Consider the following 12,773-nt stretch of genomic DNA (forward strand, 5'->3'; position numbering starts at 1 on the left):
CTCCCGGAGTCGCACACTCTCGCCGAGTGGGGCGTGCCGGCTCAGCCGACGTGTTCGAGGGCCGCCGCGAGTCGCGTGGTCGACCGGCCGGGGTGGAACGGGACCGTCACGACGCGGCCGCCCCACTCGGCGAGGGTGTGCGACTCCGGGAGCTCGGCCGCGGTGTAGTCGCCGCCCTTCGCCCAGACGTCCGGACGGAAGCGGCGCAGGGCCTCGTCGGGCGTGTGCTCGTCGAAGACCACGACGGCGTCGACGCAGTCCAGCGCGAGGAGCAGCTCGACGCGGTCGTCCTGGCCCATGATCGGCCGGTCGGGGCCCTTGAGCGCCCGGACCGAGTCGTCGGAGTTCAGGCAGACGACCAGGCAGTCCCCGAGTGCCCGGGCTGCCGAGAGCGTGCGGGCGTGCCCGGCGTGCAGGAGGTCGAAGCAGCCACCCGTGGCGACCACGGTCCCGCCCGCGTTCCGCACGTCGTGCACGAGGCGCATCGCGTCGCGGTCGGCGCCGGGGACGCGCACGGGGGCCGGACCCTCCTGGGCGAAGAGCGCCGTGACGCCGCCCGCGGCGAGGTACTCGGACGCGGCGGTGACCCCGGCGGTGACGGCCTCGGCGACGTCGGCTCCCGAGGCGAGGGCGACGGCCACACCGGCGGCGAGACGGTCGCCCGCACCGCAGGGGTCGCCTGCGGTGACGGAGGGTGCCGGGACGAAGCGGTTGCCGTCCCTGCTGCTCGCGACGAGCGCGCCGCGGTCGCCGAGCGTCACGGCGACGGCGTCGACGCGCCACGTGGCGACCAGGTGGGCCGCTGCCGCGGTGGCGAAGGTGACGTCCGCGCTGCCGGCGCTGCCCGCGCCGGCGTGGGGCGCCACGACCGCGTCCGCGGTGAACCGGCGCGCCTCGGTGGAGTTCGGGGTCACGACCGCGACCCCGGCGACCGGGGCGGCGCCCTTCGGGTGCGGGTCCCAGACGACGGGGGTGCTCCGGGCCGCCCGGGCGAGGGCCTCCCGCATGGTCGGGGCGGCGGCGACCCCGCGGCCGTAGTCGGCGACCACGACGGCGTCGACCCCGTCGAGGGCGGTGGTCATCGCGTCGGTGACGTCCGGGACGGGCGGGGTGCCGCACCCCTCGTCGATCCGCACGAGCGCGTGGTCGACGACCCGCACGCGGGTCTTCACGGGCGTGGGCGCTCCGGACGGGCCCGCGACGACGGTGACGTCCGGGAGCAGGCTGCGGATCTCCGGTCCCCTGGAGTCGTCGGAGAGCACGGTGACGAGGGTCACGTCGTGGCCGTCGCGCGCGAGCATCGTCGCCACGAGGCCGGCGCCACCGGCACGGCGGTCGTCGGTGCGGACGTCGACGACCGGCACGGGAGCGTCGGGGCTGAGGCGCTCGCTCGTGCCGGAGACGTCGACGTCGAGCAGGGTGTCCCCGACGACGGCGATGCGGAGCCGCGGCGCGGTCGCGGACCCGTGCGGCACGGTGGGGTTCCCGTGCGGCACGGTGGGGTTCCCGTGCGGCCCGGTCATCGCCGTGCCCCGCAGCGGAGCGCCGGTTCCATCGCCCGGCACAGCGCGTGCACGAGGACGAGCTGCGCCTCCTGCACGTTCGCAGACGGCCCGTCGATGCAGATCGCGTCGTCGACCGCCTCGGCGAGCGGGTTCGGCCGCGGCCCGGTCATCGCGATCGTCCGGGCCCCGACGGCGCGGGCGGCCTCGGCGGCGCGGAGCAGGTTCGGGCTCCGGCCGCTCGTGCTCAGCAGGACGAGGACGTCGCCGGCCCGTGCGTGCGCCGAGACCTGTCGGGCGAAGACCTCGTCGAAGCCGTAGTCGTTCCCGATGGCCGTCACGGCGGAGGACTCGGCGTGCAGGGAGATCGCCGAGTACGCCGGACGGTCCCCGTCGAAGCGACCGGTCAGCTCGGACGTGAGGTGCTGCGCCTCGGCCGCCGACCCGCCGTTGCCCGCGGCGAGCAACCGGCGTCCGGCGACGAGCCGCGCGGCGATGTCGTCCGCCCATGCACCGATGTGGTCGCCGTGGTCGACGAGCGACGCGACCACGGGGACCGAGGCCGCCACGTGGTCGAGCACGATCCGCGCACTGGCGCTGGTGCGCTCGTCGACGGTCCCCGTGCGTTGGTCGATGGTCATCGTGCCGTCCTCTCGGTGGACTGGGTGGAGCGGGCGGCCCGTCCGGCCCGTGGACCGCGGGTCTCGGTGTCGATCGGGGCGAGGGCGTCGGGGGCGAGGGCGTCGAGGACGGGGGCGGCGACCGACCGGCTGCCGGCGAGCAGCCGCTCGTAGACCCGCTCGCTGTCCGCGGCGACCTTCTGCCACGTGTAGCGCGACTCGGCACGCTCGCGGCCGGCCCGTCCGTACTGCGCCCGTCGGTCGGGGTCGTCGAGCAGACCGCCGACGGCCGCGGCGACGGCGTGCTCGTCGCGCGGGGGCACGTGCAGCCCGGTGGCGTCCTCGACGACGGTGTCGATCAGCCCCCCGACGCTCGACGCGACGACCGGGCGTCCGCACGCCATCGCCTCGAGCGGGACGATCCCGAACGGCTCGTACCAGGGCGCGCAGACGACGACGTCCGCGCTGCGGTAGACCGCCGGCATGTCGTGCTGTCCGAGCTGGCCCCGGAAGGTGACGTGGTCGCGGACACCGAGGGACCGCGCGAGCGCGTCGAGGCGCTGGTACTCCGGGTCGTCCGGGAGGTCGGCGCCGGCGACCCCGGCACCGCCGACGACGACGAGTTCGACGTCGCGGCCCTCGTGCACGAGCGCGGCGAGTGCGGCGATGGTGGTCCCGACGCCCTTGCGCCGGACGAGCCGCGACGCCGTGAGGATCCGGGCGGCACGGCCGCGCTCCTCCACGGGGAGACCGGCGCCCTCGGGTCGGAACAGCGACACGTCGACGCCGCAGGGCACCACGGAGATGCGGTGCAGCGGGACACCGAGCGCCTTCAGCTCGAACGCCTCGTCCGAGCACGTCGCCACGACCTGGTCGGCGCTGCGGCCCACCGCGGGCTCGAGCCACTCGCGCTCGGCTGGGCTCGTGTCGGCAGCGCCCTGGTGTCGGCGCTTCACGACCCCGAGCGCGTGGAAGGTCTGGACGACCGGGATGCGGACGCCGCCGGTTCGCGCCTGGACCTGGGCGACGGCTTCGAGGGCCGCGTGCCCGGACATCCAGAAGTGCGCGTGCACGACGTCGGGCCGGTCGACGAACCACTCCGCCGCGAGCACCGACGCGAAGGTCCCCATGTACGGGAAGAGGGCGTCCTTCGGCACGGTCCGCGCGGGCCCGGCATCGACGTGCACGACCTCGACGCCGGGGCGGAGCAGGACGCGCACGGGCTGGTCGGCGTCGTCGCGGCGCGTGTACACCGTCACCCGGTGCCCGCGGTCCGCGAGCGCGCCCGACAGTTCGGCGACGTGCACGTTCTGCCCGCCGGCGTCGACCCCGCCGAGGACCGCGAGCGGACTCGCGTGCTCGGACACCATCGCGATCTTCATCGCGCACTCCCTTCCAGCGCGGCGGAGGCCGTGCGGTTCCGCGTCACGGCGCGCGTCACAGCGTCGTCGAGCAGGTCGTCCCAGTCCGCGGTGAAGCGGCCGAGTGCGTGCCGCGCGAGCGCGGCCTCGCGGGCGACGGCACCCCGTCGGCGCGCTTCGTCCGGGTCCTCGAGCAGGGTCCTGGAGGCGCGGACCAGCTCCTCGACGTCCGTCGCGATCGCGCCTGCGTCGGCCGGGACCGTGCGGGCCGCGTCCGTCGTCGCCAGGACCAGGACCGGCATCGCCAGGTGCATCGCCTCGATGAGCGACAGGCCGAGGGACGTCCACCGGTTCGGGTGCACGTACGCCCGGCGCTCGGCGAGGGCCGCGTGCATCGGATCGGCGGGCACGTCACCGCGGGCGACCACACGGTCGCCGAAGCCGAGTTCGGGCAGGCGCTCGGTGCCCATGCCCCAGACATCGACCGGTGCGACCGCGGCGAAGCGGGGGAGCAGGTCGGTCCCGACGACGCGGCCGCGGCGCACGGGTTCGTTGATGACGACGCCGAGTCGGTCGAGCGTGCCGGTGTACCGGGGCCCGGGGTCGACGACGCCGTGCTCGACGACCGTGGTCCGCGTCGAGCCGCAGTCCCACATGAGCGCGTTCCAGTGCGTGACGTGGGCGATGGTGACGTCGTCGCGGTCCCGCAGCGGGTGGCGGCTGTTCGGCACGTCCACACGGGGTGCGTTGTGCTCGACGAACACCATCGGGACCTCGCGCCCGCCGAGCAGCCGGCGCGCCTCGTCGAGTTCCTCGGGCCGCTGCAGCACCACGACGTCGACCTCGGCGTCGGCGACGTCGGCCGGGTCGATCTCGACGACGGAGGCCGGCCAGGCGCGGTCGGCACGGCCGAGCCCCCAGGCGTCCCGGGCGGGCGTGGTCGGGACGAGGTACTCGTGCTGGCCACGGACGAAGGCGTCCATCCAGCCGCCGTGCACGTGCCACACGAGGATCCGCATGCGGGGCCTTCCGGTCGGGATGAGGAGAACAGGAGGAGGAGCAGTGCGGAAGCTACGCAGCACCTTCTGGCGTGCTCCGCAGACTTCTCCGGACCATCCGGGAAGCGCGGTCGAGCAGCCTCCGGTGCGCTTCGAGGACGTCCTCGATGCGCACCGAGGACAGGCACGGATGCCCCGGCACCGGGCACGCTCGGGCTCGGCTGAGGCGACACGGAGCCCCCTGGTCGCCGAGCAGTTCGACGAGCGGTGCGTCCGGCGCCCACTTGACGGCCGGGACCACCGGCGAGAACAGGCTGACGATCGGCACGCCCACCGCTGCGGCGAGGTGCGCCGGCCCCGTGTTGCCCACGACGACGACCTCGGCACCGGCCAGGACCGCCGCGAGCTCGGCCGGCGTGGTGCGTCCGCCGAGGTCGATCGCGGTGTCGCCGGCGACCCGCGCCGTCAGGGCGCGCTCGCCCGGCGAGCCGGTGACGACGACGGTGGTGCCCTGCGCCGCGTACGCGGCGACGAGGGCCCGGTGACGGTCCTCCGGCCAGGCGCGGGCCGGAACGCTCGCGCCGGGGTGCACGACCACGTACCGGTCCAGCCCGGCCACCTCGGCAGGCGGGGCGACGTCGAGACGCACGCCGAGCCTCCTGGACGCACCCGACGGCAGTCGGAACCCGGCGGCCTCGGCGATGCGGAGGGCGCGCTCGGGTTCCGGGACGTCCTCGGGGAGGTCCTCGCCGGGTCGGAGCCGCACGTCGAGCAGTGAACCGGGGTGGTCGACGCTCGCGCCGGAGACGCGACGGACGCCCGCGAGGCGGAGCAGCAGCGCGACCGGCAGCGGCGACTGGTGGAACGAGGTGAGGACCACGGCCTCGTCCGGCGCCTCCTCGGCGACCAGGGCGCGGAAGTCGGTGAGCAGTGCGTCGTCGATCGGGCGGGCGGTCTCGGTGACCCACGGCGCCGCCCAGACCCGGACCCGGTCCACGCCGGGCAGCAGGTCCGCGGCGGGCGCACCCTGCGGCCCGCACAGCATCGTCACGTGGGACGCGCCGGCGGCCACGGCCCGGACGGCGGGCCCGGCGACGAGGACGTCGCCGAACGAGTCGAGCCGGACGACGAGGACCCGGGGTCCGGTCCTCACGACCGCACCGCCCGCACGTGGTCGAGGACGAGCGCCACGGCGTCCTCGATCGTCGCCGCGACCGTCGGCGCGGCGTCGACCTCCTCCTGCCGGGTGCGCGGCGTCGGGACCAGGACGGCCTGGGCGCCCGCGGCCAGAGCGGCGCCGACGTCCGCGCCGATGTCGCCGACGACCACGAGCTCGGACGGGTCGAGGCCGAGTCGTCCGGCCGCGTCGAGGACCATCCCGGGCCGCGGCTTCCGGCACGCGCAGTCGTCGTCGGCGTCGTGCGGGCAGACGCACCACACGTCGAAGGGTCCGACGAGTTCGTCCACCCGGGCGTTCGTGGCGTCGACCTGCTCGCGCGTCGCCATCCCCTTCGCGATCACCGACTGGTTCGTGACGACCCCGAGCGCCAGCCCGGCGGCACGGGCACGTGCCACTGCTCGACGCGCGCCGGGGACGGGCACCACCCGGTGCGGGTCGGCGTTGTACGGGACGTCGATGACGAGCGTGTCGTCCCGGTCGAAGAGGAGACCGCGCACGGTGCGGTCCGGAGCGAGGGCCATGCTCCTGACGTACCGACCGCGGGCCGGTGGCGGGTTCAGGAACAGCCGCGGAACGCGTTCCCGGACGGGCGGGCGGGGGCGTCCGTCTACCGTCGGCGCGGTGACCGCCGTCGACACCCTGCCCCCGTCCGACGGGCGCCCCGAGCTGCTCGTGCTCCGCGCCATCAAGCTCGGCGACCTGCTCGTCGCCGTGCCCGCACTGCACGCGCTGCGCCGCGCCTTCCCGGACCACCGGATCTCGCTCGCGACGACGGCCTGGCTGGCGCCCGTCGTGGAGCTCGTGCCCGACGTGGACGTGCACCTCGCCCAGCACGGTCTGGACCACCCGATCGGCGCACCCGCGGGCGCGGTCGACGTGGCCGTGAACCTGCACGGCGCCGGGCCGGAGTCGTCCGACCTCGTCGCCGCGCTCGGTGCCCGTCGGGTGATCGGCCACGCCGACCCCACGAACGGCTTCGACGGACCGGAGTGGCCCGACGCGGTGCACGAGCGCGACCGCTGGGCCGAGCTGCTCCGGTGGCACGGGATCGAGGCCGACCCCGACGACGTCGCGATCGCCCGTCCCGACGCGCCGCCGGTCGCCGAGGGTGCCGCGGTCGTGCACGTCGGTGCGTTCCACGGTGCGCGGCACTGGCCGACGGACCGCTTCGCCGCCGTGGTGCGCGGACTGCGCGAGCGCGGCCTCGACGTGGTGCTGACGGGAGGCGCGGACGACGTCGAGCGCGCCGCCGCCGTCGCGCAGGCGGCCGGGCTGGCGCCGGGGGCGATCCTGGCCGGCGTGCTCGCACTGCAGGACTTCGCGGGCGTGATCGCGGCCGCACGGCTCGTCGTGACGGTCGACACCGGCGCCGCGCACCTCGCGTCCGCCTACGGCGTCCCGTCGGTGGTCGTCTTCGGTCCGGCGCCGCCGGAGGCGTGGGGGCCTCCGGCCTCCGGTCCGCACGTCGTCCTCACCGACGCCTCGGTGCGGCGCGGCGACGTCTTCGCCGAGGACCCGGACCCCGCGCTGCTCGCCATCGGGCCCGACGACGTGCTCGCCGCGGTGGACTCGCTCGGCGTGACCGACCCGTCCGCGGCCCGGTAGCGTCGACGGAGAGCGACCCGGACGCGCCGGGTGCTCGCGAGGAGGCGCACGTGTTCGAAGCCGCGAACATCCGGGACTGGATCGGCCTGCCGGTCGTCGACGAGGCGGACGACAAGGTCGGGACGCTCGAGAGCATCTACTACGACACCGCGACGTCCGAGCCCGCCTTCGGCGCGGTGACGACGGGGATGGTCGGCTTCCAGAAGCTCCTGTTCGTGCCCCTGACCGGAGCCCTCGTCGCGCCGAAGCACCTGCGTGTCGCGTACCCGAAGAAGACCATCAAGGCCGCGCCGACGATCGCGACCGACGGCGAGCTCGACGCTTCGCTGGAACCGGAGGTCTACCAGCACTACGGGCTCGAGTACCGCACCGGCAGCGGGGGAGAGCGGCGCCTGGGTCGTCGCTGATCGCGGCGCCCGGTCGGTCGCTGACCGCGGCAGCCGGGTCGACCGGTTAGCCTGGTCCGTCCGACCCGTCCCTGGAGGCCGAACCTGCTCCGCTCCGTCCGCTCGACGCTGCTCGCCGTGGTGGCGGCCTTCGTCGTGCTCGCCGGATCGGTCGCCGGTGGTGGTGCGGCGTCGGCTGCACCGATGTGGCCGGTCCCGCAGCCCTACCCGGTGACCGGTGTGCCGGCGGAGACGCTCGCGGACATCCCGCCGGGCAGCGAGTACGTCGCGCTCGGCGACTCGTACTCCGCGGGGTACGGGCTGTCCGACCCGACGCACCTGCCGACGAGTGCGTGCGGGCAGTCCGCCCAGGACTACCCGCACCGCATCGCCGCGCGCTTCGGGCTCGCCCTCACCGACGTCACGTGCGGTGGCGCCACGAGCGACGACGTCACGAGCGGCTTCCAGTTCAAGGGCGTGCCCCCGCAGATCCGGTCGCTGTCCGAACGCACCCGCCTGGTGACGCTGACGATCGGCGGGAACGACGCCGACCTCTTCGGCACGGCGGCGTCCTGCCTCGCGCTCTCGGCGAAGGGCCCGGTGTTCTCCGGACGCGACGCACCGTCCTGCCGGAGCACGCTCGTGACCGACGGCGAGGACCTGCTCGGCACGAAGATCGAGTCCCGCGTCGCCCTCGGCATCGCCGACACCCTCGCCACGGTCAAGGAAGCCGCGCCGAACGCGACGATCCTCTTCCTCGGGTACCCGGCGATCTTCCCGGACGCCGACCACACGCCGAAGGGCGGCTGCTTCCGGTCCGCCCTCGACCTCGGGACGCTCGCGGGTTCCTTCCCGACGAACTCGTACCCGTTCACGAACACCGACGTGCGGTACCTGCACGGCGTGCAGGAGGCGCTGAACGACGTCTCGGCGTCGGCGGCACGGGCGGCCGGGGTCCGGTTCGTGGACGTGTTCTCGTCCACCCAGGCGCACTCGGCGTGCGCGACGAAGAAGCCCTACGTGTCGGGCGTCTCGCTCGACGGCACCGGCGACCTGCGGCGGATCGACCTCGAGCCGGGAGCCCTGCACCCGAACACGCGGGGCGTCGCCTACCTCACGAAGCGCGTGGCGGCCGCCGCGCGCGACCTCGCCGGCTGACCGGTCGCGGCGGGGACCTCCGCGCTGCCGACGTCGTGTGCGCCGTGCGCCGCCCGTGGGACCACGCACACCGGCGACGCGGTCTCCCGCAGGACGTCGTGCAGCACCGACCCCGAGAGCGCCGTCACGTGCCCGAGGCCGAGCACGACGAGCGAGGCACGGCGGGTGTGCGCGGCGATCGCGTGCCCTGGGTGCCCCTCGACGAGCAGCGGGTGGAACCGGACGCCGGGGTACCGCGCGGTCAGGGCCGTCGTGACCCGCTGCAGCAGCTCGGCGTTCCGGGTGCGCCACCGCATCGGGTCCTCGGCGAAGTCCGTGAGGCCCGTGCGGGTCAGCACCGGCATCTCCCAGGCACGCAGGAGCGTCACGCGACGGTGGAGTCGGTGCGCCTCGTCGACGGCGATCGCGAGGGCGCGTTCGTCGATCGGCTCCTCGACCGCGAGGACGACGTCGCCGTCGATCGGGTGCGGTCCCTCCGGCACGACGACCGTCGGCACCGCTGCACGTTCGGCGACCCGGGCCGGGTCCCCACCCGCCGTCGAACCGCGCCGGCCGCGGAAGGTCCCGACGACGAGGAGATCGCCACCGTCCGACTCCTCGACGAGTGCCGCGGCGAAGGGCCCGGCGTGCCGACGCACCTCGACCCGGACGTCGGGCATCGCCGTGCGGGCAGCGTCCGCCAGGGCGTCGGCCACGCGCTTGCCGTCGGGTCCGGTGCGCCCTTCGATCGCCGGGTCCACGCCGATGACCCGGATGCGCTCGATGCCCGTGCCGACCCGGGACGTGACCCAGTGCAGGGCTTCCTCGTGCGGCTTCGCCGCGTCGGCGGCCAGTGTGACCGTCGTCCACCGTTCGTCCATCCCGATCGACCTCCTCGTCCGGGGTCCTCCGGGGGCGTCGCCATGGCGCTCCTTGCGCTGCAAACTACTCCCGTTGCCCGCTGTGTCGCCGTTGCCCGCTGTGTAGCCTCGCGGTGTGGTGTTGAGCGCTGGACTCCTGCTGTACCGGGCCGACGACGCCGGCGTGCAGGTCTGGATCGCGCACATGGGCGGGCCGTTCTGGCGGAACCGCCCGCGCGCGTGGTCGATCCCGAAGGGGATCGTCGAGGGGGACGAGGACCCGCTCGACACCGCACGGCGCGAGTTCGCCGAGGAGATCGGGGTCGCCGCACCGGACGGACCGGTGACCGACCTCGGCGAGGTGCGGCAGGCGTCCGGCAAGCGCGTGCGGGTGTTCGCGGTCGACGCCCCGGGCTTCTCGGTCGATCGGGTGCGGTCGAACACGGCGCGGATCGAGCTGCCGCGGGGCTCCGGACGGTTCGTCGAGGTGCCGGAGGTCGACGACGCACGCTGGGTCCCGATCGACGAGGCGCGGTCGATGGTCGTCGCGGGACAGGTCGCGGCGCTGGACCGGCTGACCGCGGAGTGACCGGCTCCGGGCGCGTGTCACGAACACGTCTCGGTGTGGACGGACTTCGCGGTCGCTGGATAACCTGAGCGAGCGTCGTGGTGAGGCGGCGCCGAAACAGGGGAGTTCCACATGCGGCGTTGGCGCGCAGTCACCGCAGGGCTGACCGGGATCGTGCTCGGAGCGGGTCTGGCGATCGGGGGCGCCACGAGCGCGTCCGCCGCGCCGGCCGGCCACTGGGGCACGTTCACCGTCAGCGGGTCGAGCAAGGCCTACACGGGCACGATGACACTGCCGGGGTTCCCGGCGACGACGTTCACGTCGAACTCACGGCAGTCCACCGTGATCAGCGGTGCCTCGACCTGGCAGGGGCCGTCGACGGGGCCGGGCGCGGTGTACGGCTCGAGCCGCGGGAACACCTACATCAACCAGCGTCCGAACGCCGACTCGCCGACCGCGTCGGCAGCGTCGACCACGACCTACACCTTCGACGGTGCGACCCCGGGCAACGGCAGCTGGTCCTTCGTCCTCGGTGACGTCGACGCCGATCAGGCGACGATCTCCGCGACCGTCCAGGGCGGCGCAGCGGCGACCGCGGCACAGCTCGGCTACCAGAGCTCGTACAACTCGTGCTCATCCGTCTCCGCCGGCGGATGGAGCTGCCCGGCCGATCCGGGCGGGGTCCCTGCTGGCCAGGACGCCCCCACGTGGGACGCCGCGACCCGGACCCTGACGGGGAACGCGGCCGCCAACGACACCTCCGGCGCGACCGCGTGGTTCACGCCGACGGTCCCGCTCGAGACCCTGACGATCACCTACCAGCAGCGCAGCGGGTTCCCCGTCTACCAGACCTGGTTCGCCAACCGGACGGCGGCGATCACCGGCACCGCGACGCTCGACGACACCCCGATCCCCGGCGCGACCGTCACGGTGCAGGCACCCCGCGGCACGCTCTACACGACGACCACGGGCGCCGACGGCACCTACTCGTTCCCGGAGCTCCCGGTCATCGGCGGCTACACCGTGACGATCACGCCGCCGCCGAACGCCGACGGCACCCCGTCGGCGACGACGTCCCTCAACACGGTCCCGGGCGGTGCCGACCAGGTCGTGGACTTCCCGTTCACCGCACCACAGGGCACCACGTCGGTCATCGGCACCGTGACCGACGCCGACGGCAACCCGGTGTCGAACGTCCCCGTGGTGATCGTCGACCCGTCCGACGGCGAGGAACTCGTCAACACGACGACGAACAGCGACGGCGTCTACACCGGTTCCGACCTGCCCGCCGGCACCGACCTCGGTGTCTCGGTCGGCGACGAGGACCCGACGACGATCACGACCGGACCGGCCGGTGGCGACCCCACCGCGCTCGACCCGATCGAGGCCCCCGCCGCGGTCATCGCGACCGTCACCGGTGTCGTCAGCCTCGACGGCGCTCCCGTCGCGGCCGGTCAGGTCGTGGAGCTGCTGCAGGGCACCACCGTCGTGGCCTCGACCACCACGGACGCCTCGGGCCGCTACACGTTCCACACCGCGGCCGGCACGTACACCGTCCGCACCACCGTCCCGGAGCCCGGCGCGACCGGCCCGACCCAGAACACCGGGGTCACCGTCGCCGGTGGCGCGAGCGCGGAGTCGGACCTGCCGTTCGCGACGCCCGCGGCGCCGGTCGTCACGACCACGGACCAGCCCGGCACGGTCACCGACACGAACGGCGACCCGGCCGCGGGCGTCGACGTCGTCGCGACCCCGACCGACCCGGAGGCCGGCGACCCCGTCCGGACCACCACGGGCACGGACGGGACGTTCGACCTCACCGGCCTCACGCCCGAGACGGAGTACACCGTCGAGGTCGACGGCGCGGACCCGGTGACGATCACCACGCCCGCGAGCGGTTCGGCCGCGGCGCTGGCGATCACGGTCCCGGCCGCCGTCGTGACCCCGACCCCGACGCCCACGCCGTCGGCTCCCGCTCCGGCACCGACCCCCGGCGGTGGTTCCGGCACGACGCCGATCTCGTCCGGTGGCGGATCGACCACCGGCGGCGCGCTGGCGTACACGGGCGCCGACCTGACGCCGGGGCTCATCGCGGCGGGCGTGCTCGTGCTGCTCGGCGGCGGGCTGCTGACGTTCCGTGCGGTGCGCAACCGCCGCCGGACGTCGCACCTGCAGGACTGACCGCACGACGACGGGGCGGGGCCGGCGCTGCCGGTCCCGCCCCGTCGTGCGTGCGGGCCGCTGCCCACCGCGTGCGAGGTCCCGCCCAGTCTCGCGCGCGGCGCGCTGCACGCACCGTGCGAGGCCCTGCGCAGCGTGCCCGACTCCCAGCCCCGCACTGAGCACGCGACCTCGCACCTTGCCGCTCCGTCCGCAGACCGTGCGGTGCGCACCGGGCGCACGCCGCGCCTCCCGTGCCGCGCGCCTCACGCACCGGGACCACGCCGCGCAGCCCACACCGCGCCGCCCACACGCAACGTGCGAGGTCCCGCGCACCGTGCTCGGCTCCCGGCCCCGCACGGAGCGCGGAACCTCGCACACTCCCGCCCCGTCGTG

Annotated in this window: 12 protein-coding genes; 5 read left to right on the plus strand and 7 right to left on the minus strand. The window is 75.0% G+C overall.

Annotated features, from left to right (window positions below):
- Positions 1-41: 41 nt before the first annotated feature.
- Genes JSX79_RS09395 through JSX79_RS09420 form a run of 6 tightly spaced genes read right to left on the minus strand, consistent with a single transcriptional unit; the run spans position 42 to position 6,182 of the window.
- Positions 42-1,523, minus strand: coding sequence for a PfkB family carbohydrate kinase (locus JSX79_RS09395; RefSeq protein ID WP_229085924.1), 1,482 nt, complete (start codon positions 1,521-1,523; stop codon positions 42-44).
- Positions 1,520-2,143: an SIS domain-containing protein gene (locus JSX79_RS09400; RefSeq protein WP_229085925.1), complete on the minus strand. Its 624-nt coding sequence runs from the start codon at positions 2,141-2,143 to the stop codon at positions 1,520-1,522. Before JSX79_RS09400 ends, JSX79_RS09395 begins: the two co-directional genes overlap by 4 nt.
- Entirely contained in the window at positions 2,140-3,504 is a 1,365-nt protein-coding gene (locus JSX79_RS09405; RefSeq protein WP_229085926.1) for a glycosyltransferase, read from the minus strand. Before JSX79_RS09405 ends, JSX79_RS09400 begins: the two co-directional genes overlap by 4 nt.
- The gene (locus tag JSX79_RS09410) at positions 3,501-4,502 is read right to left on the minus strand and encodes a glycosyltransferase (protein WP_229085927.1); all 1,002 of its coding nucleotides are present in this window, start codon (positions 4,500-4,502) and stop codon (positions 3,501-3,503) included. Before JSX79_RS09410 ends, JSX79_RS09405 begins: the two co-directional genes overlap by 4 nt.
- Positions 4,503-4,554: 52 nt before the next feature.
- Positions 4,555-5,634: a glycosyltransferase family 9 protein gene (locus JSX79_RS09415; RefSeq protein ID WP_229085928.1), complete on the minus strand. Its 1,080-nt coding sequence runs from the start codon at positions 5,632-5,634 to the stop codon at positions 4,555-4,557.
- On the minus strand, positions 5,631-6,182 hold the full coding sequence (locus tag JSX79_RS09420; RefSeq protein ID WP_071294660.1) for an HAD-IIIA family hydrolase: 552 nt from the start codon (positions 6,180-6,182) through the stop codon (positions 5,631-5,633). The genes JSX79_RS09415 and JSX79_RS09420 overlap by 4 nt, the downstream gene beginning before the upstream one ends.
- Before the next feature lie 100 nt (positions 6,183-6,282).
- Between JSX79_RS09420 and JSX79_RS09425 the strand changes: the two genes are divergently transcribed.
- From JSX79_RS09425 to JSX79_RS09435, 3 genes are all read left to right on the plus strand, one after another.
- Entirely contained in the window at positions 6,283-7,266 is a 984-nt protein-coding gene (locus JSX79_RS09425; RefSeq protein ID WP_229085929.1) for a glycosyltransferase family 9 protein, read from the plus strand.
- A 50-nt stretch (positions 7,267-7,316) separates the two neighbouring features.
- Complete coding sequence (locus JSX79_RS09430; RefSeq protein ID WP_070418952.1) at positions 7,317-7,673, plus strand: PRC-barrel domain-containing protein; 357 nt, start codon at positions 7,317-7,319, stop codon at positions 7,671-7,673.
- A 117-nt stretch (positions 7,674-7,790) separates the two neighbouring features.
- The gene (locus JSX79_RS09435; RefSeq protein WP_071294662.1) at positions 7,791-8,810 is read left to right on the plus strand and encodes an SGNH/GDSL hydrolase family protein; all 1,020 of its coding nucleotides are present in this window, start codon (positions 7,791-7,793) and stop codon (positions 8,808-8,810) included.
- On the opposite strand, the gene JSX79_RS09440 is transcribed toward JSX79_RS09435, so the two are convergent.
- Positions 8,762-9,670 (minus strand): universal stress protein, encoded by a 909-nt coding sequence (locus tag JSX79_RS09440; protein ID WP_229085930.1) that lies wholly within the window; start codon positions 9,668-9,670, stop codon positions 8,762-8,764. The genes JSX79_RS09435 and JSX79_RS09440 overlap by 49 nt on opposite strands.
- A 115-nt stretch (positions 9,671-9,785) precedes the next feature.
- Between JSX79_RS09440 and JSX79_RS09445 the strand changes: the two genes are divergently transcribed.
- Positions 9,786-10,238 (plus strand): NUDIX domain-containing protein, encoded by a 453-nt coding sequence (locus JSX79_RS09445; RefSeq protein WP_092387156.1) that lies wholly within the window; start codon positions 9,786-9,788, stop codon positions 10,236-10,238.
- A 111-nt stretch (positions 10,239-10,349) separates the two neighbouring features.
- Positions 10,350-12,398, plus strand: a complete 2,049-nt coding sequence (locus tag JSX79_RS09450) for a carboxypeptidase-like regulatory domain-containing protein (protein ID WP_229085931.1) — start codon at positions 10,350-10,352, stop codon at positions 12,396-12,398.
- Positions 12,399-12,773 lie beyond the last annotated feature (375 nt).

This window comes from Curtobacterium sp. GD1 (assembly GCF_020882855.1).
Lineage (GTDB): Bacteria > Actinomycetota > Actinomycetes > Actinomycetales > Microbacteriaceae > Curtobacterium.